At 63.2% G+C, this 23802-nt stretch carries 21 protein-coding genes; 18 read left to right on the top strand and 3 right to left on the bottom strand.

The window, feature by feature from the left end:
- Positions 1-279: 279 nt before the first annotated feature.
- The 5 genes from J2W17_RS30560 to J2W17_RS30540 all read left to right on the top strand — a co-directional run bounded on the left by J2W17_RS30560 (position 280) and on the right by J2W17_RS30540 (position 7254).
- A complete protein-coding gene (locus tag J2W17_RS30560) occupies positions 280-1467 on the top strand; it encodes an acyl-CoA dehydrogenase family protein (protein WP_307343953.1) in 1188 nt (395 codons plus the stop codon).
- Between the two features lie 79 nt (positions 1468-1546).
- A complete protein-coding gene (locus tag J2W17_RS30555; RefSeq protein WP_307343950.1) occupies positions 1547-2569 on the top strand; it encodes a ferredoxin--NADP reductase in 1023 nt (340 codons plus the stop codon).
- Between the two features lie 20 nt (positions 2570-2589).
- Entirely contained in the window at positions 2590-4206 is a 1617-nt protein-coding gene (locus tag J2W17_RS30550; RefSeq protein WP_307343947.1) for a FadD3 family acyl-CoA ligase, read from the top strand.
- A 95-nt stretch (positions 4207-4301) separates the two neighbouring features.
- On the top strand, positions 4302-5948 hold the full coding sequence (locus J2W17_RS30545; RefSeq protein WP_307343944.1) for a DUF1302 domain-containing protein: 1647 nt from the start codon (positions 4302-4304) through the stop codon (positions 5946-5948).
- A gap of 73 nt (positions 5949-6021) precedes the next feature.
- Entirely contained in the window at positions 6022-7254 is a 1233-nt protein-coding gene (locus J2W17_RS30540) for an NADH:flavin oxidoreductase (protein WP_307343942.1), read from the top strand.
- A gap of 433 nt (positions 7255-7687) precedes the next feature.
- On the opposite strand, the gene J2W17_RS30535 is transcribed toward J2W17_RS30540, so the two are convergent.
- Positions 7688-8524 carry an alpha/beta fold hydrolase gene (locus J2W17_RS30535; RefSeq protein WP_307343939.1) on the bottom strand — a complete coding sequence of 279 codons (837 nt, stop codon included), beginning with the start codon at positions 8522-8524 and terminating at the stop codon, positions 7688-7690.
- Positions 8525-8784: 260 nt separating this feature from the next.
- Between J2W17_RS30535 and J2W17_RS30530 the strand changes: the two genes are divergently transcribed.
- Genes J2W17_RS30530 through J2W17_RS30520 form a run of 3 tightly spaced genes read left to right on the top strand, consistent with a single transcriptional unit; the run spans position 8785 to position 10942 of the window.
- Positions 8785-9519 (top strand): SDR family NAD(P)-dependent oxidoreductase, encoded by a 735-nt coding sequence (locus J2W17_RS30530; RefSeq protein WP_307343936.1) that lies wholly within the window; start codon positions 8785-8787, stop codon positions 9517-9519.
- A gap of 14 nt (positions 9520-9533) precedes the next feature.
- Positions 9534-10307, top strand: coding sequence for an SDR family NAD(P)-dependent oxidoreductase (locus J2W17_RS30525; protein WP_307343932.1), 774 nt, complete (start codon positions 9534-9536; stop codon positions 10305-10307).
- Positions 10308-10312: 5 nt separating this feature from the next.
- A complete protein-coding gene (locus J2W17_RS30520; RefSeq protein ID WP_307344001.1) occupies positions 10313-10942 on the top strand; it encodes a nuclear transport factor 2 family protein in 630 nt (209 codons plus the stop codon).
- 370 nt (positions 10943-11312) lie between these two features.
- Here the strand turns inward: J2W17_RS30520 and J2W17_RS30515 are convergent, their stop codons facing one another.
- Positions 11313-12506: an acyl-CoA dehydrogenase family protein gene (locus J2W17_RS30515; RefSeq protein ID WP_307343929.1), complete on the bottom strand. Its 1194-nt coding sequence runs from the start codon at positions 12504-12506 to the stop codon at positions 11313-11315.
- Complete coding sequence (locus J2W17_RS30510) at positions 12503-13675, bottom strand: acyl-CoA dehydrogenase family protein (RefSeq protein ID WP_307343926.1); 1173 nt, start codon at positions 13673-13675, stop codon at positions 12503-12505. The genes J2W17_RS30515 and J2W17_RS30510 overlap by 4 nt, the downstream gene beginning before the upstream one ends.
- Positions 13676-13875: 200 nt before the next feature.
- Between J2W17_RS30510 and J2W17_RS30505 the strand changes: the two genes are divergently transcribed.
- From J2W17_RS30505 to J2W17_RS30460, 10 genes are all read left to right on the top strand, one after another.
- The gene (locus J2W17_RS30505; protein ID WP_307343921.1) at positions 13876-14766 is read left to right on the top strand and encodes a VOC family protein; all 891 of its coding nucleotides are present in this window, start codon (positions 13876-13878) and stop codon (positions 14764-14766) included.
- Between the two features lie 12 nt (positions 14767-14778).
- The gene (locus tag J2W17_RS30500; RefSeq protein WP_307343919.1) at positions 14779-15654 is read left to right on the top strand and encodes a CoA transferase subunit A; all 876 of its coding nucleotides are present in this window, start codon (positions 14779-14781) and stop codon (positions 15652-15654) included.
- A 12-nt stretch (positions 15655-15666) separates the two neighbouring features.
- Positions 15667-16464, top strand: a complete 798-nt coding sequence (locus J2W17_RS30495; RefSeq protein WP_307343916.1) for a CoA-transferase subunit beta — start codon at positions 15667-15669, stop codon at positions 16462-16464.
- 16 nt (positions 16465-16480) lie between these two features.
- A complete protein-coding gene (locus tag J2W17_RS30490; RefSeq protein WP_307343913.1) occupies positions 16481-17389 on the top strand; it encodes an enoyl-CoA hydratase in 909 nt (302 codons plus the stop codon).
- On the top strand, positions 17386-18498 hold the full coding sequence (locus J2W17_RS30485) for an NAD(P)H-dependent flavin oxidoreductase (protein WP_307343910.1): 1113 nt from the start codon (positions 17386-17388) through the stop codon (positions 18496-18498). The genes J2W17_RS30490 and J2W17_RS30485 overlap by 4 nt, the downstream gene beginning before the upstream one ends.
- Positions 18495-19247: an enoyl-CoA hydratase family protein gene (locus J2W17_RS30480; protein ID WP_307343907.1), complete on the top strand. Its 753-nt coding sequence runs from the start codon at positions 18495-18497 to the stop codon at positions 19245-19247. Before J2W17_RS30485 ends, J2W17_RS30480 begins: the two co-directional genes overlap by 4 nt.
- Positions 19248-19256: 9 nt before the next feature.
- Positions 19257-20414, top strand: coding sequence for an acyl-CoA dehydrogenase family protein (locus J2W17_RS30475; protein ID WP_307343904.1), 1158 nt, complete (start codon positions 19257-19259; stop codon positions 20412-20414).
- A gap of 10 nt (positions 20415-20424) precedes the next feature.
- Entirely contained in the window at positions 20425-21483 is a 1059-nt protein-coding gene (locus tag J2W17_RS30470) for an acyl-CoA dehydrogenase family protein (protein ID WP_307343901.1), read from the top strand.
- Between the two features lie 3 nt (positions 21484-21486).
- Positions 21487-22638 carry an acetyl-CoA C-acetyltransferase gene (locus J2W17_RS30465; protein ID WP_307343899.1) on the top strand — a complete coding sequence of 384 codons (1152 nt, stop codon included), beginning with the start codon at positions 21487-21489 and terminating at the stop codon, positions 22636-22638.
- Positions 22639-22700: 62 nt separating this feature from the next.
- Positions 22701-23579 carry an SDR family oxidoreductase gene (locus J2W17_RS30460; RefSeq protein WP_307343896.1) on the top strand — a complete coding sequence of 293 codons (879 nt, stop codon included), beginning with the start codon at positions 22701-22703 and terminating at the stop codon, positions 23577-23579.
- The last annotated feature ends 223 nt before the right edge of the window (positions 23580-23802 follow it).

Genomic DNA, 23802 nt, shown 5'->3' with positions numbered 1-23802 from the left:
CGTTCTTCGCGGGCAAGCCTCGCTCCTACGGGCGAACCGGGCACTGCGGTGTATCTGTCGCACCGCGTTATCGTTCTTCGCGGGCAAGCCTCGCTCCTACGGGCGAACCGGGCACCGCGGTTTATCTGTCGCACCTCATTATCGTTCTTCGCCGGCAAGCCTGGCTCCTACGGGAACCGGCCCCCCCCTAGTCCGCTTTGACGATGAATGATTGCTCGCTCGATCCGATGATCCATCACAACTCGCGCAGTGGCGCAGTGAGATCGGGAGAATCGAGTGATGCACAGCAAGCGAGAAAAGACCCAGGACGAACGTGATCTGCTGGATCGTGCGCGACGCCTGGTGCCGGCACTCAAGGCGCGCACGGCGCAGGCCGAGAAGGACTTGAAGGTGCCGCAGGAGACCATTGCCGAGTTGCAATCCGCCGGCTTGCTGCGGGCCTTGCAGCCGCGGGCGTTTGGTGGCTATGAAGTGGATCCCCGGACCTTCTTCGAAATCCAGACCATCCTCGCCGAAGGTTGCATGTCTACGGCCTGGATCTACGGCGTGATGGGGGTTCACCCCTGGCAGCTGGCACGTTATCCGATCGAAGCACAGCGTGAAGTCTGGGCCGATGACCACAGCACGTTGGTCTGCTCGACTTATATGCCGGCGGCCAGGGTCACGGTCGTGGAGGGCGGTTACCGGATCAGCGGGCGCTGGGGTTTCTCCAGCGGCAGCGAGCACTGCCAATGGGTGTTGTTGGGCGGCATCCTGCCGCCCGATGACGAACTGGCTGCCGAGCATGGCACTTTCCTGCTGCCACAACGCGACTATCTGATCGAGCGTAATTGGGACGTGATGGGCCTGCGCGGCACCGGCAGCCATGACATCGTGGTCGAGGATGTGTTCGTCCCGGCCCATCGCGTGCAACGCACCAATAACTGGACCCTGGAAGCGACGCCCGGCCGTCTGGTCAACACCAACCCGATCTACGCGATCCCCTTCGCCCAAGTGTTTTCGCGCGCTGTCTCGACCTCGGCCATTGGCGCATTGCAAGGCGCGATCAACGAGTTCCGCGACAACGCCGCCAGACACATCGGCAAGCACGGCGCCCGTACCGCTGACGATCCGGTGGCGCAAACCGCGGTTGCCGAAGCGATGATCACCGTCGACAGCCTGCGCCTGGTGCTGGAGCGCAACTACGAGCACCTGATGAGCCTGGCCCGTGCCGGCGAATACCCCGACACCGAGACCCGCCTGCTGTATCGCTACCAATCGGCCTACGTGACCAATATCTGCGCCGAGCGGGTGAACGACTTGCTGCGCAGCATGGCCGCCTCGGGCTTGTACAACACCAACCCGGTGGCGCGGCTGTTTCGCGACTTGCATCAGGCGCGTGGGCATATCGCCAACAACTACATGGCCTACGGGCGCAGTTTCGGCGCGGTGATGCTGGGCCTGCCCAATCCGGACCCGTACGTCTGAGGCCATGGTGCCCGTTTCGATACCCCTGGGTTTACACCTGCTCGTGATGCACGGGCAGGTGGTCATGAGTACCTGACCTATGAACAATTATCTTGCCCTGCGCGTGGCGCGAGTGATCGAGGAAACCGCCGATGCGCGTTCCCTGGTATTCGACGTGCCGGAGCATTTGAGCGAACACTTTCGTTATCAACCCGGCCAGTTCCTGACCTTGCGAGTGCCTTTCGAGGACGGCTGGTTGCCGCGCTGTTATTCGTTGTCGAGCACGCCGTTGCTCAGCGAACCCCTGCGAGTGACGGTCAAGCGCGTGCGTGACGGCCGGGCCTCGAACTGGCTCTGCGGCGAGCTGCAGGCCGGTCAAACCCTGGAGGTGCTGCCGCCCGCCGGGGTTTTTGTGCCCCGTAGCCTGGACGACGACCTGCTGCTGTTCGGCGGGGGCAGTGGCGTGACGCCGGTGCTTTCAATCCTGCGCTCGGCGTTATTGGCCGGCCACGCCAGGATTCTGTTGATCTACGCCAACCGCGATGAAGCCTCGGTGATCTTTCGCGACGAACTCAAGGCCCTGGCCAGCGCGCATCCGCAACGCCTGCAGATTGTCCATTGGCTCGACTCGGTGCAGGGCATTCCGACCGTCGAGCAATTGGCGGAAGTGGCGCGTCCGTTCACAGACGCCCAGGCCTTTATCTGTGGCCCGGGACCGTTCATGGATGCAGCGGTCAGTGCGCTGAAAAGCCTGGGCCTGCCCGGCGGCCGGGTCCATGTCGAACGCTTTGTCTCGCTGCCCGGCGAAGGCGAACTGCCCCTGGCGGTCAGCAGTGACGCGGCGATGGCGGCGCAGTTGTCGGTGCGCCTGGATGGCGAGGACCACAGCCTGGCCTGCGACAGCGGCGAAACCGTGCTGGCCGCGATGGAGCGTGCCGGCCTTAAACCTCCCAGCGCCTGCCGGGTGGGAGGCTGCGCCTCGTGCATGTGCACGCTGGACAGTGGCGAAATCGAGCTGCTGCACAACGATGCGCTGGACAGCGATGAACTGGCTGAAGGCTGGATCCTGGCCTGCCAGGCCGTGCCGACCAGCGCCCACTTGCGTATCCGTTTTCCCGAATGATGCAGATCACCGAGCCTACGATGAACCAGAGCCTGAAGCTATCCCTGCCGCTGAGCGAAGTGCCCACCACCATTGCCCGGTTGGTGTTCCAGAGCGCCGAACGTTTTGCCGGTCGCACGGCCATCGAAGACAACGGGCAATGCATCGACTACGCCGGGTTGCCCGAACGGGTCATGGGCTTTGCCCGGGGCTTGATGGCGCTGGGTATTCAGGCCGGCGACCGGATCGGTGTCTGGGCGCCGAACAGCGGTGACTGGATCCTCGCGGCACTGGGCATCCAATGCGCCGGCGCGGTGCTGGTGCCGATCAACACGCGCATGAAGGGCCGTGAGGCCGCGGATGTGCTGGAACGCAGCGGCTGCCGGCTGTTGTTTGTCCAGCAGCGCTTTCTCGACGTCGACTACCCGGTGCTGCTCGCGCCCCATCGGCCGGTCAACCTGGAACACCTGGTGATTATCGATGGCGATACTCCCGAGCGGTCTTCGGACCTGACCCTTGAACAGTTCCTGCGCGGTGCCGCCACCGTCGACGCCGAGGGTGCCAAACGCCGCGCGTTGGCAGTCGGCCCCGAGGCCATGTGCGACCTGTTGTTCACCTCCGGCACCACCGGCAAACCCAAGGGCGTGATGAGCGGGCATGGGCAGAACCTGCGAGCCTTCAGCGAATACGTCAAGGTCATCGGCCTGGTGCCGGGCGACCGCTACCTGATCGTCAATCCGTTCTTCCACGCCTTTGGCTACAAGGCCGGTTGGCTGACGTGCCTGATCGGTGGGGCGACCATCCTGCCCCACGCGGTGTTCGACGCAGAACAAGTCTTCCAGCGCATTGCCCGGGAGCGCATCAGCGTCTTGCCCGGCGCGCCGACCCTGTACCTGTCGCTGCTGGCCCACCCGCGACTCAAGCAGACCGACCTGTCGAGCCTGCGCATTGCGGTCACAGGTTCAGCCAGCATTCCACCGAGCCTGATCGAGCGCATGCGCAACGAGTTGGGATTTGCCGTGGTCACCACTGCTTACGGCCTGACCGAGTGCGGCGGGCTGGCGACGATCTGCGATCCCCAGGACTCGGCGCAGGTGATCGCCGGCACCAGCGGACGGCCGATTGCCGGGACCGAAGTGAGCATTCGCGACCCGGACAACCAGGCACTGGACGCCGGGCTTACCGGTGAAATCTGCCTGCGTGGCTTCCACATCATGCAGGGCTATTTCCAGAACCCCGAAGCGACCCGCGAAGCGATCGATGCCGAAGGCTGGCTGCACACCGGTGATGTCGGGCGCCTGGACGAGGCGGGCAACCTGATCATCACCGATCGCCTGAAGGACATGTTCATCGTCGGCGGTTTCAACTGCTACCCGGCGGAAATCGAAGCGGCGCTGATCAGGCATCCGGCAATTGCCCAGGTGGCGGTGATCGGCATCGCCGATGAACGCATGGGCGAGGTCGGATGTGCCTGCGTGGTGCTGCGCGAAGGTGCAGCACTTGACGAGGCGCAATTGATCGCCTGGAGCCGTGAGCAGATGGCCAATTACAAGGTGCCGCGCCAGGTGCGCTTCTTCAGTGCGTTGCCACTCAATCCGTCGAGCAAGGTGGCGAAGAACGAATTGCGGGCGGTGGTGGCCAGCAACGCTCAGGCATAAGGCGCACCCGTCTCACCAAACGGACGATGTACGCGGCACGGGCTTTTTTCATGCTGTGGCGACACAAGAAAAAACAATAACAAAAGGAGAGGAGCATGTTTACGCGAAACACTGTCGCGCGCCATTCGGGGAACCTGACCGGGAGCCGCTGCCTGTTGGCAACGGCCATCACCATGGCCAGTGCCACAGCCGGCGCCGCACCCACGATCGAACTGGGGGAAAACACCACCCTGGATTCGTCGCTGACGGTCAACTACACCGCCTCCATGCGTACCGCCAAGCAGGCCAGTCAATACCTCAACGACCCGAACAACGACGATGGCACGCGCAATTTCAAGCGTGGCTCGTTGATCAACAACCGCCTGAGCCTGTTCGGCGAATTACAGCTCAAGCACGACAACCTCGGAGCGGTGTTGCGCGGCAGTCAGTTCTACGACGATGTCTACAACCAGAAAAATGCCAATGACTCGCCGCTGACGGTGAATAAGACCGGGCACAACGATGGCTTCAGCGACGAAACCCGCAGGCTCAGTGGCAGCATGGCGCGACTGCTCGATGCTTATGTGTATGGCAACTTCGATGTCGGCGAGACTCAGTACCTGTCGCTCAAGGCCGGGCGGCACCTGGTGGCCTGGGGCGAGAGCCTGTTCTGGCCTAACATCAGCCAGGGCCAGGCCCCGGTGGACGCCACCAAGTTCAACGTGCCGGGTACCGAGGCCAAGGACTCGTACTTGCCGGTGGGGCAGGTGTCCGGATCGTGGTCGCTGAATGAAAACCTGGCGCTGGTGGGCTACTACCAGTACGAGTGGGAAAAGACCCAGCTCAACCCTGTGGGCGACTACTTCGGCAGCGATACGTTCGGCCCCGGCGCCGAGTTCTATCGCCTGGGTAGCGGTGCGGTCGACCGCCTGCCCAACGGCCTGGCGGTCGGTTATGCCGGTGAAAAAGATGCCAGCGACAGCGGCCAATGGGGCCTCGGCGTGCGCTACCGGATCACCGAAAACACCGAAGTGGGGCTGTTCCATTACCGCTATAACGAACGCATCGGCTCGATGTTCTTCGACTTCACCGGCACCACCCAATATTCCTCGCTCAAGAGCATCGGCCATGACGGCACCGCACCGTCCTATCGCCTGGGTTACTTCGAAGACGTCAAGCTGACGGGCATCAGTTTCACCTCCAAGGTTGGCGACTCGGTGCAGTACGCCGGTGACCTGAGCTACCGCGATGGCGCGTCGGTCTACCTGAACAACGGCGCGCCCACCACCGGACAGATCTGGCAAGGCAACCTCAACGCCATGTACATCCTGGGCCCAAGCCTGCTCGCCCATCAGACTACCTTCATGGGCGAAGTGGTGCATCAACGCATCGACGGGGTAGACAGCCTGACGATCACTGGCGGCGGGCCTGGCGTGGACGGCACGTTCGACACGTTCGAGTCGAAGATCCAGACCCGCGGTTCGACCCTGCTGGGCATTGGTGCCTACATGGATTACCCGTCCATCGCCACGGGACTGGACCTGAGCACCAAAGTGGTCTGGACGCAGAACGTCGACGGCAGCGCCTATCAGGGCCTGGGCCGTGACGAGAAGCGCCTGACCGTGGGTGGCGATTTCAAGTACCTGGGTAACTTCCAGATCGGCATGACCTATGTCGCTTACCTGAGCTCGCCGGATGCCGCCCAGGGCCGACTGCTGGCTGACCGCGATTACCTGTCGCTCAACGCCAAGTACACCTTCTGATGATCATGGCTGCGTCGCGAGATGGCGACGCAGCCTTCATTTGTAGCCTGATAACAACAAAGAGAGGCCTGTCATGAACCCTCGTCCGACCCCGTCACCGTTCAGCCCTATTGCGATTGGCCCACTGACCCTGAAAAACCGGTTTATCAAGTCCGCCACCAACGAGGGCATGAGTGCCCAGGGCGTGCCTTCCAAACAATTGGTTAAGTTGCACTCGGCCCTGGTCGCCGGGGGCACCGCCATGACCACCGTCGCCTATTGCGCGGTAAGCGATGATGGCCGCACCTTGCCCAACCAGTTGACCCTCACCCCATCCAGCGTGCCGCACTTCAAGGCCCTGACTGACGGTGTGCACCAGTCCGGTGGCCTGGCCAGCGCGCAGATCACCCACGGCGGCTGCTTTACCTTCATCCGCGAACGCTCGACCAAACGTCCGCTGTCAGCCAGCGGCGGCTTCAACAAGATCGGCTTGATGAGTGGCATGTTCCTCAAACAGGCGATGAACGAAGACGACATGCAGCAAGTGGTGAGCGACTTCGCGCAAGGCGCACGCCTGGCACGCCAGGCGGGTTTCGATGCCGTGGAAATCCACATGGGTCACGGTTACCTGCTCAGCCAGTTCATTTCGCCAATGTACAACAAGCGCCGCGACCAGTACGGCGGCAGTCTGGAAAACCGCCTGCGCTTTCCGCGCCAGGTGCTGCGTGCGGTGCTGGACGCGGTCGGCAAGGACATGGCGGTGATCTGCAAATACAGCGTCACTGAAGGCGTGCGCGCCGGTAACAGTGCCGAAGACGGGGCGCAGATCGCCCGCATGCTGGAAGAGGAGGGTGCGCACCTGCTGGTGCTCAGCGCCGGGATGAATGCCGAGTCGATCACCACCATGTTCGGCTCTTCCTTCCCCAAGGAAAACCGCGTGCAACAGAAGAACAAGATCATCGCCCTGGCTATGGCCATCCAGCGCCGCAAAGAGCCAACCGTGGAATTCCGTGAGCTGTATTTGCTGGAACATGCGCGCAAGGTGCGTGCCGCGGTGAAAATGCCACTGGCTTATCTGGGCGGCGCCAAGAGCCTGGCGAGCATCGAAAAGATCATGGCCGAGGGTTTCGACCTGGTCGCCATGGGCCGGGTGTTGCTGGCCGAGAATGACTACGTCAACAAGCTCGAAAGCGGTGCCAGCCGCGACTCGATCTGCACCGCCTGCAACCGCTGCGTGGCGATGATGTACACCCCTGGCGGCACCTCTTGCGTACTGGGCAAGCCCGGCGATGCCGTTTTGAACAGCCAGAAGGCGGCAGATCGCTAACCTGTGCGGGCCTGTAGGAGCCAGGCTTGCCGGCGAAGAATGATAACGCGGTGCAACAGATAAACCGCGGTGTCCGGTTCGCCTGTAGGAGCGAGGCTTGCCCGCGATGAACGATAACGCGGTGCAACAGATAAACCTCGGTGTCCGGTTCGCCGGCAAGCCTGGCTCCTACAGGCGATGAACGATAACGCGGTGCAACAGATAAACCGCGGTGTCCGGTTCGCCGGCAAGCCTGGCTCCTACAGGCGAAGAACGATAACGCGATGCGACAGATAAACCGCGGTGTCCGGTTCGCCGGCAAGCCTGGCTCCTACAGGCGAAGAACGATAACGCGGTGCAACAGATAAACCGCGGTGTCCGGTTCGCCGGCAAGCCTGGCTCCTACAGGCGAAGAACGATAACGCGGTGCAGCAGGTACACCGCGTCGTCCGGATCAACCGTTCTGCAGGAAGTCGATGCAGCTGCGGTTGAACAGTTCGCGGTGTTCCACCTGGACCCAATGTCCGCAACGGTTGAGCACGATGAACCGGGCGTTGGGCGCGCCGTCGATGATGCGCTGGGCGCCGCTGACCGGGTTGAATTGATCGTTGGTGCCCCAGAAACCGAGGATTGGGCACTGGATCTCGCCCAAGCGCGCTTCCATGTTCGGCACCATCATCGTGCTGAACAGGTTCTTGGGCTGGGTCACCGCCACCGCCACGCGTTCCTGCAACAGGCTTTCCGGCAGGATCGAATCATCGAACAACTGCAGGCGCATCATGCTGCGCATCTCGTCCATGCCGATGGGGCCGGCGTTGAACAGGCTGACCATGCGCACGATGCCGTCCATCTTGAAGTAGGTTTCCCGCTCCTCGACTCCGCCCGGTGCCAGCAGGATCAGGCCCTGAGGCAATTGCGGCAGACGCAGGGCCAGGCCCAGGGCAATCGCACCACCCAGCGAGTTACCCAGCAGGGTGCAGCGCTGTACGCCGACGGCTTGCAGGAACGCCGCTACGCAGTCGACGAAGAAATCCAGATTGTACTGGGCGTCCTCGGGTTTGTCCGAACGGCCGAAACCCGGCAGGTCGAGCACGATGTTGCGGTAGCCGGCGGCGGCGAATGGCGGGTAGTTGCCTTTGAAGTTGCTGAAACCGCTGGCGCCCGGTCCGCTGCCGTGCAGCCACAGCACCACGGGGCCCGCGCCTTCATCCAGATAGTGCAGGCGCAAACCGTTGTTGGGCAGCGTTGCGTAATGGCCGACGGGCAGAGGCAGGTCTACGGGTTGGTTCATGGGATTCTCCATTTTCTGCGGATTCATAAAGCACAACCGCGTCAGGCGCGACAGCGAATTGAAGGGGAATGCTGCACCTGACGTGGTGTGCACCCATGAATGCTGGGGCCGTGGGGGATTGCCGGCATCGTCCGTTCAGACCACGCGGCGATAGTCCCATCGGACGATGTGGGCCAAGGCACTTGCCGCTAATCATGCAGGTGACAGCTCCACTGCAAGGGCAGCGGGCTGCAGCGTATTTGCACATTCGGAGATTGCTGATGAAGTTACTCAATAAAGTCGCCTTTGTAACTGGCGCAGGGCAAGGCATGGGCCAGGCCATCGTCCGTGGTTTTATTGCCGAAGGCGCCAAGGTGGTGGCTGTCGACCTGAATCAGGCCGCCCTGGCCGAGAGTCTGGCGGACCTGGGCGACAAGGTACTGGCCCTGGCCTGCAACGTCGGTGACGGCGCCTCCGTGGCCGATGCCATGGGCCAGGCCGAGCAGCACTTCGGCGGCCTCGACATCTTGGTCAACAACGCAGGCGTGGGCGCGCTGGACAGCTTCCTCGAAACCCCGGACGAGAGTTGGGAGCGGGTGATCGGGGTGAACCTGGGTGGCACCTTCCTGTGCTGCCGCGAAGGCGCCAAGCTGATGGTCAAGGGCGGGCGCAAAGGGGCGATCATCAACCTCTCCAGCACTGCCGCGCTGACCGGCGACGGTCCTAGCCATTACTGCGCTTCGAAAGCCGGGGTAATGGGCCTGACCCGCTCGATCGCCCGTGAACTGGCGGCCAGCGGCATACGCGTCAACACCCTGGTGCCGGGACCGACCAACACGCCGATGATGTCTGGGATCCCTGACGACTACATGCAAGCGCTGCTGAAAAACGTACCGTTGGGCCGCATGTGCGAGACCGACGAAATCGCGCGCGTTGCGGTCTTCCTTGCCAGCGAAGACGCCAGCTTCATGACTGGCCAGAACATCGCGGTCAACGGCGGCATGGCCTTTATCTGATTGGAGAGTCACTGATGAGCAAGCGTTTACAGGGAAAAATCGCCTTTGTGACCGGCGCCGGTTCGGGCATCGGTGAAGCCACCGCGCTGCGGTTCGCCGAGGAGGGCGCCACCGTCGTGCTCTGCGGGCGACGCGTGGAGCCGTTGCAAGGGGTGCTGGAAAAAATCATTGGATTGGGCGGGCACGCTGAAATTGCCGTGGCCGACGTCAGCGATGAGCAGGCCTACGTCAGCGCATTGGAAGCCACCGCGCAACGTCACGGTCGCCTGGACATTCTGGTCAACAATGCGATGGCCTACACCTGGGGCAGCATCGACACAATGTCCACCGCCGACTGGCACGCCAACTTCGCCACTACCGTCGATGGCACCTTCTTTGGCACTCGCACCGCGATGCGCCTGATGAAAGAGCAGGGCGGCGGTTCGATCGTCAACATTGCCTCGATCTGCGGCCTGTTCGGCACGGCGTGGATGGCCGGTTACTCGGCGGCCAAAGCTGCGGTGATCAACTTCAGTCGCGCGGCGGCCAGTGAAGGCGCGCCAAACAACATTCGTTGCAACGTGATCATCCCCGGCGTGGTCGATACCCCGGCCACCGCCGGCATGCTCGCCGACGCCAAGGCCCGCACCAACACAGAGAAAGTCATCCCGATGAAACGGGTCGGCCTGCCGGTGGAGCTGGCCAACGCCATTCTGTTCCTGGCCAGCGACGAAGCCTCCTACGTGACCGGTGCCAGCCTGGCGGTAGACGGCGGACGGGGTTCCGACCTGTACACGGTGTTCGACTGATGGGCCTGGAATCCGCCGCGCTGCTGGAGCGCATCGACCGCCTGGAATCGCTGGACGCGATCCGTCAACTGGCCGGCAAGTACGCGTTGGCCCTGGACATGCGCGACATGGATGCCATGGCTAACTGTTTCGCCCCGGATGTGCGCGTGGGGCGCGACAAGACGGGCCGTGTACACCTCAAGGCATGGCTGGACGAAACCATGCGCAAGCAGTTTCACGGCACGTCCCATCATTTGGGGCAGCACATCATCGAGTTCAGCGATCCGGACCACGCCACAGGCGTGGTCTATTCCAAGAACGAGCATGAGACCGGTCCGGAGTGGGTGATCATGCAGATGCTGTATTGGGACGACTACGAGCGGATCGACGGACGTTGGTGCTTCCGTCGTCGCTTGCCGTGCTATTGGTACGCCACCGACCTTAACAAGCCACCGATTGGCGGCCTGAAACTACGCTGGCCGGGGCGCGAGCCCTATGCCGGTACGTTCCACGAGCTGTTTCCTTCCTGGGATGCGTTCTGGGCGCAACGATCGGACAAGGACGCGTTACCGGAAGTTGCCGAACCGGCACCGCTGGAGGGGTTTCTTGCAACCTTGCGGCGCGGGGCGGGTGATCCGAAGATTCGCGTTCGCTGAAGGGCGGTTCTTTTATCAGACCGCCTTCGCTGGCAAGCCAGCTCCTACATTGGATCTTTGCCGTGCATGGGGCTTGTGTACACCCCGATCATCTGTAGGAGCCGGCTTGCTGGCGAAGGCGGCGTGTCAGTCGACGTTATTGCCGGATGTCAGACCGTTTTCGCTGGCAAGCCAGCTCCTACATTGGATCTTTGCCGTGCATGGGGCTTGTGTACACCCCGATCACCTGTAGGAGCCGGCTTGCTGGCGAAGGCGGCGTGTCAGTCGACGTTATTGCCGGATGTCAGACCGCTTTCGCTGGCAAGCCAGCTCCTACAGTTGGCCAGTGTTGCGGCCAAGTATCGGGCTCACTGAAGTCGCGGTTGCCGCATCATTCCCGCGCCCGCGCCTCACGTGGCATCCCCAAGGCACGCTCGGCAATGATATTGCGCTGGATCTCATTACTACCGCCATAAATCGTATCGGAGCGGGTAAACAGAAACAGCGATTGAAGACGACTCAGCTGATAAGACTGGCCATCGAGGATTTCGGCATCGTCGCCCAACACATCCATCGCCAGCTTCCCGAGGTCTGAGTGCCAGGTTGACCAGGCCAGTTTGTAGATCATGGCTTCACGGCTGAGGCTGCCATCTTGTGGACCCGAGAGCATGCGCATGGAGTTGTAGCGCAACACCTTGAGCCCGGCCCATGCCTGGGCGATGCGCTGGCGCAGCAGCGGGTCGCGTGAAGCGCCATTGGCGCGGGCAACGCGAATGATCTCGTCGAGTTCATTGTGAAACTGCATTTGCTGGCCCAGCGTCGAGGCCCCGCGCTCGAAGCCGAGCAGGGCCATGGCGATTTTCCAGCCGTCGCCCGGTTGGCCGATCAGGTTATCGGCGTGGGTCACCGCCTGATCGAAAAACACTTCATTGAACTCGCTGGTGCCGGTCAGTTGCTGGATGGGATGCACACGGATCTGCGTCTGGGCCATCGGTACCAGCAGGAACGACAAACCGTGATGCCCTTGACTGCCGGGTTCGGTGCGCGCCAAAACAAAACACCAGTCGGCTTCGTGGGCCAGCGAGGTCCAGACCTTCTGGCCGCTGATCAGCCAGTGTTCGCCCGTGGCGTCGAGCCTGGCCCGGGTTTGTACATTCGCCAGGTCGGATCCGGCGCCGGGTTCAGAGTAGCCCTGACACCAGAACTCGCGGCCACCGAGGATGCCAGGCAACAGGCGCTGTTGCTGGGCCGCCGTGCCGAAGGTGGCGAGGGTCGGGCCGACCAGCCCTTCGCCGATGTGGCCCATGCGTCCGGGCCCGCCGGCGCGAGCATATTCCTCATGGAATATCACCTGCTGGCCGAGGCTCAGGCCGCGTCCGCCATGCGCCTTCGACCAACCCAGGCCAATCCAGGCACCTGCGGCGAGTTCACGCTCCCAGGCTTTGCGTTCTTCGGGAAAGCTGTGCTCGTCCCCGGGCCCGCCGCGAAAGCGCAACGGCGCAAACTCGCCACTCAGGTGTTCTGTCAACCAATGGGCGACCTCGCGACGGAAAGCTTCGTCGGCATTGCTGAAACCGATTTTCATGCGTCTTCTCCGAACAGGTGTGCCGCCAGGCGTTCGCGATGCAGTGCGGGGCTGCCCAGCATTTGCTCGCTGGCGCGGGCGCGCTTGAAGTACAGGTGCGGGTCGTATTCCCAGGTAAAACCCACGCCGCCATGCATCTGGATCGACTCGGCGGCGCAGTTGAAAAACGCTTCACTGGCGTGGATCTTCGCCGTGGCGGTGGCCATCAGCAATTCGCTGGCCACTGCTTTGTCACCGGCGGGGTCGAGGTGCTCCTGAGCCACGCAGGCGGCGTAATAGACCGCGGAGCGGGCGCACTCGACCTGCAACATCATGTCGGCGCAGCGGTGCTTGATCGCCTGGAAGCTGGCGATGGTGCGGCTGAACTGCCGGCGTTCGGCGATGTACGCCAGGGTCAGGTCGAGGACTTGTTGTGCGCCCCCGGCCTGTTCGGCAGCCAGGCCTACAGCGGCGATCTGCAAGCTCGCGCGCAGTACCGGCCAGCCCTGGTCGGGGGCGCAGAGCAATTGTGCATCGCTGACGAATACATTCTGCAGTTCGACCCGTGCCAGGCGCCGGGTCTGATCCAGGGTGGGCAGGGCAGTGCTCTCCAGGCCCGGTGTATCGGCGTCAAGGGCGAACAGGCTGATACCCGATTCCCCCTCGCTGCCAGGCGTACGCGCGGCGACGATCACCAGGTCCGCTTGCGCCCCGTCGATGACCTGGGCGTAACAACCGGTGAGGTTAAACCCTCCCGTACAGGCCCGGGCGACGGTTTGCACGCTGTGCGCATCCCATCCTGGGCCACTGGCGAACGCCAGGGTCGCGCGGGTTTCGCCACCGGCAATCGCGCTGAGCCAGCGCTCTTGCAGCGCCGGGTTGTGTCCCGACAGCAGGGTCGGGGTGGCCAGGCAGGTGGTGGCGAAGAGCGGCGAGCCGAGCAGAAAACGACCGCTCTGTTCCAGCAGGATCGCCAGCTCGACAAACCCCAGGCCCATGCCACCGAAACGCTCGGGGACCATCAGGGCCGGCCAGCACAGCTCCAGGCCGATGCGTTGCCAGACGTCGGGATCGTAGCCGTCCGCGCGAATCATGGTTGCGCGCACGGCCTGGGAATCACTGGCCGTGGCGAGAAAGCGCTCGGCGCTATCGCGAATCATCAAATGTTCCTGGGTAAAGGCGAACTCCATGGGGGTTGTCTCTGCTAGGCGAATAGATGAGCGAGTCTAGGGCGGCGCCGGTTTGCACCGAATCATTGAAACGGACTAGAACCCTGCCGCCGCCGCCCCTGAAACCGTTGTCTTGCTTAGTCTCAATGGACGATGAAGCAGGCCTCGGCGCTTTGCACAATGATCGCCATGCACCGAATCAGCCAACGAGGAACCCAGGCATGATCGACATTCGCGGTTTGAGCTATTTCGTCTCCCAGATCGAAAACCTCAGTCATTGGCAACGTTACGCCGAGGACGTGCTGGGCATGCAGGTACGTCCGGCGCCGGGCGGTGGCCTGTACGTAAAAATGGACGAACGTCCGTTCCGCATGCTCATCGTCGAAGGCAGCGAGGCGCGGTACCTGGCTTCCGGCTGGGAGCTGGCCGGCGAATCGGCGTTCCAGGCCGCACTTGAGCACCTGACCGCCGCCGGTATCGAATGGCAGCCAGGCTCTAGCGCCGAGCTCGAGCAGCGCGGTGTACAGGCGCTGGTCAAACTCAGCGACCCGTCGGGCAACAACCACGAGTTGAGCTGGGGTCATCGCTCCGACTGCCTGCCATTTATTTCGCCGCAGGGCGTGCCGCGTTTTATCACTGGTGACATGGGCCTGGGCCACACCGTGCTGCCGGCGCCGAACTTCGACGCCACGCTGGCGTTCGCCAGGGACGTGCTGGGTTTCGAACTTTCGGACATTTACAACTTCCGGCCGGACCCGTCGGCCCCTGCGATTCGTATTCATTTCCTGCATTGCCACAACGCCCGCCATCACAGCCTGGCATTAGCCGAATACCCGGTGCCATCAGGTTGCGTGCACGTGATGGTCGAGGTGGATTCGATGACCGAGGTGGGGCGCGCCCATGACCGTTTGCTGGCCCATGACGTGAGCCTGTCGGCCACCCTCGGCCAGCACCTCAACGACCGCATGACCAGCTTCTACATGAAGACGCCATCCGGTTTCGATCTGGAATACGGCTTTGGCGGATTGCAAGTCGACTGGGCCGAACATTCGGCATTCGAGTTCACCCGTGTGAGCATTTGGGGGCACGACTTTTCGGTCGGCCAACAGTAAGGAATTGTCATGATGAATAAACAACTCACAGCGGCCGATGCGGTCGCTCAATTGCGCGATGGCATGACCATCGGTTTCGGCGGCTGGGGACCACGGCGCAAGCCGATGGCGATTGTGCGCGAGATCCTGCGATCAAAGGTCAAGGACCTGACCGTGGTCGCCTACGGCGGTCCGGAAGTGGGCATGCTGTGCGCCGCCGGCAAGGTCAAGAAACTGGTGTTCGGCTTCGCCACCCTCGATGCGATACCGCTGGAACCCTACTACCGCAAGGCTCGCGAAGCGGGCGAACTGGAGTTGATGGAACTGGACGAAGGCATGTTCCAGTGGGGCCTGCGCGCCGCTGGCATGCGCTTGCCGTTCCTGCCGACCCGTTGCGGCCTGGCCACCGATGTGACGCGTCTGAACCCGCAACTCAAGACTGTCCAGTCGCCCTATGCCGATGGCGAGGTATTGCTGGCAATGCCGGCACTCAATCTCGACGTTGCGTTTCTGCACGTCAACGTCGCCGACCGCCTGGGTAACTGCCTGGTGACCGGGCCGGACCCGTATTTCGATCACCTGTTCGCCCGTGCCGCCGAGCAGTGCTTTGTCTCGTGCGAACGCCTGGAAGAACGTCTGGAGCTGAGCGCCGACATGGCCCGTTTCAACACCTTCGAGCGTTACCTGGTGAAAGGCGTGGTGCATGCGCCCCTCGGTGCGCACCCGACGCTCTGCGCCCCCGACTACGGCTGGGACATGAAGCATCTCAAGGGTTATGTCGCCAGCAGCCAGGCGGAAAACGGCTGGCAGGACTATGTGCAGACCTACATCGCCGGTGGCGAGCAGGCCTATCAGGCACAGAACGGCGGTGCCGACTCCATGGGCGCCTTGCCCCTTCCCGTGTTCTGAGGATTAGCGACTATGTCTGCAACCTGTGATTTTACCCTCGCTGAACTGATGATCGTCGCCGCATCCGAAGCCTGGCGCGGCAATGGAGAAGTGATTGCCTCAGGCCTTGGCGTGATCCCGCGCCTGGGTGCCAGCCTGGCCAAACTGACCCACAGCCCTGAACTGTTGATGACCGACAGCGAAGCGTTCCTGGTCGAAGAGCCGATCCCGTTGGGCCCGCGTGGCGACTACGTGCCGCGTTACTCGGGTTACATGTCGTTCGAGCGGGTGTTCGAATGCGTGTGGGGCGGACGCCGTCACGCGATGATCGGACCGACCCAGATTGACCGCTGGGGCCAGACCAACCTGTCTTGCGTCGGCGACTATCAAAAGCCCAGGACGGCGATTCTTGGCGTGCGCGGCTTGCCAGGCAACAGCATCAACCACCTCAATTCGTTCTTCGTACCCAGCCATAACAACCGGGTGTTCGTCAGTGGCGAAGTGGACATGGTCTCGGGTGTCGGCTTCAAGGCCGAGCGCTGGCCCGAAGGTGCGCGTCGCGACTTGATGGACATCCATTGCGTGGTCAGCGACCTGTGCGTCCTCGATTTCAATGGCCCGGAGCGTGCGGTGCAGGTGCGCTCGTTGCACCCCGGCGTGAGTTTCGAGCAGGTCCAGGACAACACCGGCTTCCCGTTGCTCAAGTCGGCGCAGTTGCACGAGACCGTGCACCCCACCCGCGAACAGTTGGCCCTGATCCGCCGACTCGACCCCCACGATTACCGCGCCACGGCGATCAAGGGCAACCCGCCCGGCATCCGTACGGCCTGAGGCGAGGACAGTGAACATGCACAGCAGCGAGAGTGAATTCGTCGTCCGCGAGGACACAGCCGTCTACGAAACAGACACACCGGTGCTGTACAGCGTGGCCGAGGGGATCGCCACGCTGACGCTGAACCGGCCGACCTTCAACAACGCGCAAAACTCGCAAATGACCTACGCGCTGGACGCCGCCTTTCGCGAGGCGGTGAACGACGACAACGTCAAGGTCATCGTCCTGCGCGGCAACGGCAAACATTTCTCTGCAGGCCACGATATCGGCACGCCGGGACGCGATATCGACAAGCCGTTCGAGCGTGCACACCTGTGGTGGGACCACACCAACAAGCCCGGTGGCGAGCAGTTGTATGCCCGCGAGCAGGAGGTGTACCTGGGCATGTGCCGACGCTGGCGCGAGCTGCCCAAGCCGACCATCGCCATGGTCCAGGGCGCGTGCGTGGCGGGCGGGCTGATGCTGGCGTGGGTCTGCGATTTGATCGTCGCCAGCGATGACGCGTTCTTTCAGGATCCGGTGGTGCGCATGGGCATTCCGGGGGTGGAGTATTTTGCGCATCCCTATGAAATGAACCCGCGTATCGCCAAGGAATTCCTCTTCACCGGTGACCGCATGAGCGCCACCCGGGCCTGGCAAGTGGGTATGGTCAACCGCATGGTGCCCCGCGAAGAGCTGGAGCAGGCCACCTATGCCCTGGCCGCCGGCATCGCCCGTCAGCCGCGCATGGGCCTGGCCCTGACCAAACAGGCGGTCAACCACGTCGAGGACCTGCAAGGCAAGCGCACGGCGATGGATGCGGTGTTCGCCTGGCACCAGTTTGCGCATGCCCATAACGAGCTGTTGTCGGGCGACAAACTGGGCGGCTTCGATGCCAAGGGCATGGCCCGGGCCAATAAGCAGGCAGAGGACAAGCGCCAATGAATCGCTGGCTGGATACGCCACTGACCGAGGCCCTCGGTTGCCGCTACCCGATTGTGCAAACCGCCATGGGTTGGGTTGCCGATGCCAACCTGGTGATCGCCACCACCGAGGCCGGGGGCTTCGGTTTCCTGGCCGGGGCGACCATCGCGGCCGATGAGCTGGAAGGCGAAATCCGCAAGGTGATCGACACCACCGGTGGCAGCAACTTCGGGCTCAATTTTCATATGTTCCAGGACAACGCCGCGCAGTGCGTCGACCTGGCGATCCAGTACCGCCTGCGCGCCGTGAGCTACGGACGCGGCCCGGACAAAAAGACCATCGCGCGTTTCAAGGCGGCCAAGGTGTTGTGCATTCCCACCGTGGGCGCACTCAAACACGCATTGAAGGCTGTGGAGCTGGGCGCCGACTTGATCACCATTCAGGGCGGCGAGGGCGGCGGTCATACCGGCGGCGTACCCAGTTCCATTCTGTTGCCTCAGGTACTGGCCGCGGTCAAGGTGCCGGTGATCGCCGCCGGCGGTTATGCCACCGGTCGTGGCCTGGCTTCGGTGCTGGCTGCCGGGGGCGCCGGCATCGCCATGGGCACGCGGTTCCTCATGACCCGCGAATCGCCAACACCGGCCGCGACCCTGGAGCGCTACCTGAAGGTCAGCGACCCGCAACAGGTGCGCGTGACCACGGCGGTGGATGGCATGCGCCACCGCATGATCGAAAACCGTTTTATCAATCATCTGGAGAAGTCCGGTCCGTTCGGTCGCCTGCGCATTGCCCTGGGCAGTGCCTGGCAGTGGAAGCAGCAGACCGGCATGAGCCTGGGGCACATGGCCTCGGTCTTTATCCGTGCGTTGCGTGAAGACCCCTCGCAGCTGTCGCAAGTGATGATGGCCGCCAACCAGCCGGTGCTGTTGCAGCGCTCGATGGTCGATGGCGCCCCGGACGAGGGCATCTTGCCCAGCGGCCAGGTGGCGGCGGCCATCGGCGAATTGCTCAGTTGTCGTGAAGTCATTGAAGGCATCGCCAGCGAGGCCCAGCAATGTCTGGACGCACTCCTGGCCCGCAGCCAGACCCACCCTTCGACCCATCCCGCCAGTATTGGAGAACCCCTGTGAACCAGGCATTTACGACGCAACTCAATCAGGGGATCGCTGAACTGGTGATCGCCAAACCTCCGGTCAACGCCCTCGACAGCCAGGAATGGCACGCTCTGGCGCGGCAGATCGAAGCCCTTGGGGCCAACCCCGACGTGCGGGTGATCGTGATCCGCGCCGAAGGCCGCGGCTTTTGCGCCGGTGTCGACATCAAGGAGCTGGACAAGTATCCAGAGCGGATCGTCGAGGTCAACGCCGGTAACTACGCCACGTTCAAGGCCGTGCACCGCAACCCGGTGCCGGTGATTGTCGCGGTCCATGGGTTTGTCCTGGGCGGCGGCATCGGCATCACCGGGGCGGCGGACATTGTCATCGCCTCCGAATGCGCGACCTTCGCCCTGCCGGAAGTCGACCGTGGCGCCATGGGCGGCGGTGCGCATCTGCAACGGCTGTTCCCGGTGCAAAAAGTCCGTTACCTGTTCTTTACCGGCGACAGCATCGGCGCCCCCGGAGCCCTGCAATACGGCTTTATCGAGCGCATCGTCAGCAAGGACCAACTGCGCGAAACCGCTTTGGGCATCGCGGCGAAAATCGCCGAGAAGAGCCCGGGCATGATCCGCATCGCCAAGGAAGCCTTGAACGGCATCGAAGACGGCAACCTGGAAGACAAATACCGCTGGGAGCAGGGCTTCACCATGCAGGCCTACAGCAGCCCGGACTCCGCGGAAACGCGCCGGGCCTTCGTCGAAAAACGCGACGCCAAGTTCTGAGAGAACGCCATGGAACTGACTTATACCCCCAAGCAAAACGCCTTCCGCGCCGAAGTACGCGCCTGGCTGGCGGCCAACCTTCCGCGCGAACCGCTGGCCAGCTACGACACCCGGGAAGGCTTTGAGCAGCACCGCGCCTGGGAAGCGAAGCTGTTCGAGAGCCGCTGGTCGATGGTGATGTGGCCCGCTGAACTGGGCGGTCGCGGTTGCGATTTGATCGAGTGGCTGATCTTCGAAGAAGAGTACTACGGTGCCGGGGCGCCGATGCGCGTCAACCAGAACGGCCAGTTGTTGCTGGGGCCGACCCTGATGGAGTTTGGCACCCCTGAACAGAAACAGCGTTTTCTCCCGCGCATGGCCGCCAGCCTCGACATGTGGGCACAAGGCTGGTCGGAACCGAATGCCGGTTCGGACATGGCAGCGATCACCAGCAAGGCCACGCTCGACGGCGATCATTACGTGATCAACGGCCAAAAAACCTGGTCGACCCGAGCGACCTTCGCCGACTGGCTATTCGGCCTGTTCCGCAGCGAACCGGGCTCCTCGCGCCACCACGGACTGTCGTTCGTGATGGTGCCACTGAATGCGCCGGGCGTGAGCATTCGTCCGATCAAGGCTCTCAATGGCAAGGACGCCTTTGCCGAAGTGTTTTTCGACGACGTCCGCGTGCCGGTGGCCAACCGCATCGGTGCCGAAGGGCAGGGCTGGCATGTGGCAATGGCCACCGCCGGTTTTGAACGCGGGTTGCTGCTGCGTTCACCGGCGCGTTTCCAGTACACCGCACGCAAGTTGGTGGAACTGTACAAGGCCAACCGCGACAGCGCCGACCGCGATCCGGGCCTGCGTGACGCGGTGCTGGACACCTGGATGGGCGCCGAGGCCTATGCCTTGTCGGCCTACCACACGGTCGGGCGCCTCGGCCGGGGTGAGCAGATCGGTGCCGAGTCGAGCATCAACAAGATCATCTGGTCGGAGCTCGACCTGAAAATGCACGAAACCGCCATGCGCATTCTGGGCGCCGGCGCCGAGCTGCTGCCGGATGCCGATACCGATGCTGCTGGTTGGCTGGAGGGTTTCCTGTTCGCCCAGGCCGGACCGATCTACGCCGGGACCAACGAAATCCAGCGCAATATCATTGCCGAGCGGATGCTCGGCTTGCCGAAATAAGGAACGGGCCATGGACTTCACTTTTACCGATGACCAGCTGACGTTTCGCGAAGCCATCAGTCGTTTCCTGATGACTGAAGCCGCCCCGGAGATGCTCCGGGAAATCTGGGAAACCGATGTCGGTCGCTCACCGGACCTGCGTCACAAGATCGCCGCTCAGGGCCTGACCGCCTTGTCGGTCCCCGAAGCCGAGGGTGGCCTGGGCATGGATGATGTGGCCTGGGCGCTGATGACCCAGGAGCTGGGGTATTACGCGATTCCCGATTCCCTGGCTGACACCGCGTATGTCGCCACCGGCTTGCTCGCCAGCCTGGCGACCGATCACCCGGCACGCAGCAGCTTGTTGCCACGGATCGCCGAAGGCACATTGCGCCTCGCCATCAACCACCCCGTCAACTCGCTGGTCAGCGATGCGCAACTGGCAGAAGTGTTGATCCTCATCGATGGCGACGACATTCACGTGGTGCCGCGTTCGCAGGTGGATGTGCAGCCGCGGACGAGCATCGATGCGTCGCGGCGCCTGGGTCGGGTGACCTGGAACCCGACACCGGCCACCTGTGTGGTCAGCGGCGTTGCAGGCCGTGCCTTGCAAGCCCGACTGCTCGACCGTGGCGCCTTGTCGGTGGCCGGGCAATTGCTCGGGCTGGCGCAACGCATGCTCGATTTGTCGGTGGACTACGTCGCTCAGCGCAAGCAGTTCGGCAAGCCCATCGGCAGTTTCCAGGCGGTCAAGCATCATTTGGCCGATGTCGCCCGGCAGATCGAACAGGCCAAACCCGTGCTGTACCGCGCCGCCCACGGCCTGGCCCAAGGCGACAGCAACGCCAGCGTCTGGGTTTCCCAGGCCCGCCTGGCCTGCTGCGAGGCAAGCGGGATCGCCGCGCGCAAGGGCATTCAGGTGCACGGCGCAATGGGTTACACCTGGGAAGTCGATCTGCAGATGTTCATGAAACGTGCCTGGGCGCTCGATGCGTCCTGGGGTGATCGGGGCTTTCATAAAACCCGTGTCAGCGACTACCTGTTCGCCGACGGTGCCCGCCTGGGCCCGGGCCATACTTTCGAGGAGTGAGTCATGCCAGAGGCCTATATTGTTGATGCACTGCGCAGCCCGACCGGCAAGCGCAAAGGCGCCTTGAGCGAGGTCCATGCCATAGACCTGGGTGCTCATGTGCTCAAGGCATTGGTGGAACGCAACGCTATCCCGGGCGAAGACTATGACGACGTGATTTTCGGCTGCGTCGACACCATCGGCTCCCAGGCCGGTGATATTGCCCGTACCAGCTGGCTCGCAGCGGGATTGCCGCTGAATGTGCCCGGCACCACGATCGATCGCCAGTGCGGGTCCTCGCAACAGGCGCTGCATTTCGCGGCGCAGGCGGTAATGAGCGGCACCCAGGATGTGATCGCCGTGGGCGGGGTGCAAACCATGACCCGGATTCCGATTTCCTCGGCCATGCTCGCCGGGCAACCCTTGGGTTTTGCCGATCCGTTTTCCGGTAGCGAAGGCTGGCGCGCACGTTTCGGTAATCAGCCGGTCAACCAGTTCTACGCCGCCCAGCGCATCGCCGATCATTGGGGTATCACGCGTGAGCAGATGGAAGCGTTTGCCCTGCAAAGCCATAGCCGCGCCTTGGCCGCCATCGAGAGCGGGCGTTTCGCCCGGGAAATCGTCGCTTGCAATGGCCTGTTTGCGGATGAAACCCCGCGCTTGACCAGCCTGGCAAAAATGGCCGAGCTGCAGCCGGTGGACCCGCAATTCCCCTCGATCACTGCCGCTGTTTCGAGCCAGACCTGCGACGCCTCGGCGGCGTTGCTGGTGGTGTCCGAGGCGGCGCTCAAGCGCTACGACTTGACGCCACGGGCGCGCATCCATCACCTGACGGTGCTGGGCGATGATCCGATCTGGCACCTGACCGCGCCCATCGCTGCGACACGCCGGGCCTTGGCAAAAACCGGCCTGCGCATGAGTGATATCGACCGGGTAGAGATCAACGAAGCCTTTGCCTCCGTGGTCATGGCCTGGACCAGGGAGCTGGACTACGACCCGGCGCGCACCAACGTCAACGGTGGCGCCATTGCCCTGGGTCACCCGCTCGGCGCCACGGGAGCCCGGCTGATGACCACGCTGTTGAACGAGCTGGAATGCAGCGGTGGCCGTTATGGCCTGCAAACCATGTGCGAAGGCGGCGGCCAAGCCAACGTCACGATCATCGAACGCCTCTAGGTTTTTCCCATCCGTGCCGCCGTCCGCTGGGCGTGCGGTCACGCAATCATAAGGAGTCATGCATGGCTATTTGTTCAGGCCGCACCGTGATCATCACCGGGGCCGGCGGCGGACTCGGTCGCGCCTACGCGCTGGCGTTCGCGGCGGCGGGCGCCAACGTGGTGATCAACGATATTCGCGCCGACGCGGCGCAGGATGTAGCGGGCGAGATCCGCGCCAACGGTGGCCAGGCCATCGCCAACAGTGACGACATCACCACCCTGGCCACCGCCGAGCGCATCGTCGAAGCCGCAGTGGCGGCGTTCGGTGAGGTGCATGTGCTGGTCAACAATGCCGGCGTCCTGCGCGACCGCATGTTCATCAGCCTCAGCGAAGAGGATTGGGACATGGTCATGCGCGTGCACCTCAAGGGCCATTATTGCCTGGCGAACCTGTTGGGGCGGCGTTGGCGCGATCTGGCCAAGGCCGGCACTCCGGTCGACGCACGTATCATCAACACCAGTTCCGGCGCTGGCCTGCAAGGTTCGGTGGGGCAGTCCAACTATTCGGCGGCCAAGGGCGGGATTGCCGCGCTGACCCTGGTGCAGGCCGCTGAGCTGGCGCGCTACGGCATCACCGCCAACGCGTTGGCCCCGGCGGCACGGACTTCGATGACCGAAAGCGCCATGCCCGACGTGGTCAGGAAACCTGAGGACGGCAGTTTCGACGCCTGGGCGCCGGAAAACGTCGCACCGCTGGTGGTGTGGTTGGGCAGCGCCGAATCGGCCCACGTCAGCGGCCAGGTTTTCGAGAGCCAGGGCGGCCGTATCTCCCTTGGGGACGGCTGGCGCACCGGGGTCACCCGCGACAAGGGTGCATTGTGGCGTGTCGAGGAAGTCGGCGCCGCCATCGATGCGATCCTTGCCCAAGCCCCTGCTGCGCAGCGGGTCTGGGGCAGCTGAGAGGCCTGCCCTGTAGGAGCCAGGCTTGCCGGCGAACCAGGCGCTGCCGTGTATCTGTTGCACCGCGTTATCGTTCTTCGCCTGTAGGAGCCAGGCATGCCGGCGAACCGGGCACCGCGGTTTATCTGTTGCACCGCGTTATCGTTCTTCGCCTGTAGGAGCCAGGCTTGCCGGCGAACCGGGCACCGCGGTTTATCAATTGCACCGCGTTATCGTTCTTCGC

Source organism: Pseudomonas lini, assembly GCF_030812475.1.
Classification (GTDB): Bacteria; Pseudomonadota; Gammaproteobacteria; order Pseudomonadales; family Pseudomonadaceae; genus Aquipseudomonas; species Aquipseudomonas lini_A.
This window is presented reverse-complemented; position numbering and strand designations above follow the sequence as displayed.

What these genes read in the sequence shown, in the direction of transcription:
- J2W17_RS30550 (WP_307343947.1), top strand. Translation starts at nt 2,590, where the DNA reads ATGAACCAGAGCCTGAAGCTATCCCTGCCGCTGAGCGAAGTGCCCACC.
- J2W17_RS30540 (WP_307343942.1), top strand. Translation starts at nt 6,022, where the DNA reads ATGAACCCTCGTCCGACCCCGTCACCGTTCAGCCCTATTGCGATTGGC.
- J2W17_RS30485 (WP_307343910.1), top strand. Translation starts at nt 17,386, where the DNA reads ATGAATCGCTGGCTGGATACGCCACTGACCGAGGCCCTCGGTTGCCGC.
- J2W17_RS30510 (WP_307343926.1), bottom strand. Translation starts at nt 13,675, where the DNA reads ATGGAGTTCGCCTTTACCCAGGAACATTTGATGATTCGCGATAGCGCC.
- J2W17_RS30535 (WP_307343939.1), bottom strand. Translation starts at nt 8,524, where the DNA reads ATGAACCAACCCGTAGACCTGCCTCTGCCCGTCGGCCATTACGCAACG.
- J2W17_RS30545 (WP_307343944.1), top strand. Translation starts at nt 4,302, where the DNA reads ATGTTTACGCGAAACACTGTCGCGCGCCATTCGGGGAACCTGACCGGG.
- J2W17_RS30505 (WP_307343921.1), top strand. Translation starts at nt 13,876, where the DNA reads ATGATCGACATTCGCGGTTTGAGCTATTTCGTCTCCCAGATCGAAAAC.
- J2W17_RS30490 (WP_307343913.1), top strand. Translation starts at nt 16,481, where the DNA reads ATGCACAGCAGCGAGAGTGAATTCGTCGTCCGCGAGGACACAGCCGTC.
- J2W17_RS30560 (WP_307343953.1), top strand. Translation starts at nt 280, where the DNA reads ATGCACAGCAAGCGAGAAAAGACCCAGGACGAACGTGATCTGCTGGAT.
- J2W17_RS30530 (WP_307343936.1), top strand. Translation starts at nt 8,785, where the DNA reads ATGAAGTTACTCAATAAAGTCGCCTTTGTAACTGGCGCAGGGCAAGGC.
- J2W17_RS30475 (WP_307343904.1), top strand. Translation starts at nt 19,257, where the DNA reads ATGGAACTGACTTATACCCCCAAGCAAAACGCCTTCCGCGCCGAAGTA.
- J2W17_RS30495 (WP_307343916.1), top strand. Translation starts at nt 15,667, where the DNA reads ATGTCTGCAACCTGTGATTTTACCCTCGCTGAACTGATGATCGTCGCC.
- J2W17_RS30515 (WP_307343929.1), bottom strand. Translation starts at nt 12,506, where the DNA reads ATGAAAATCGGTTTCAGCAATGCCGACGAAGCTTTCCGTCGCGAGGTC.
- J2W17_RS30460 (WP_307343896.1), top strand. Translation starts at nt 22,701, where the DNA reads ATGGCTATTTGTTCAGGCCGCACCGTGATCATCACCGGGGCCGGCGGC.
- J2W17_RS30500 (WP_307343919.1), top strand. Translation starts at nt 14,779, where the DNA reads ATGAATAAACAACTCACAGCGGCCGATGCGGTCGCTCAATTGCGCGAT.
- J2W17_RS30555 (WP_307343950.1), top strand. Translation starts at nt 1,547, where the DNA reads ATGAACAATTATCTTGCCCTGCGCGTGGCGCGAGTGATCGAGGAAACC.
- J2W17_RS30470 (WP_307343901.1), top strand. Translation starts at nt 20,425, where the DNA reads ATGGACTTCACTTTTACCGATGACCAGCTGACGTTTCGCGAAGCCATC.
- J2W17_RS30465 (WP_307343899.1), top strand. Translation starts at nt 21,487, where the DNA reads ATGCCAGAGGCCTATATTGTTGATGCACTGCGCAGCCCGACCGGCAAG.
- J2W17_RS30525 (WP_307343932.1), top strand. Translation starts at nt 9,534, where the DNA reads ATGAGCAAGCGTTTACAGGGAAAAATCGCCTTTGTGACCGGCGCCGGT.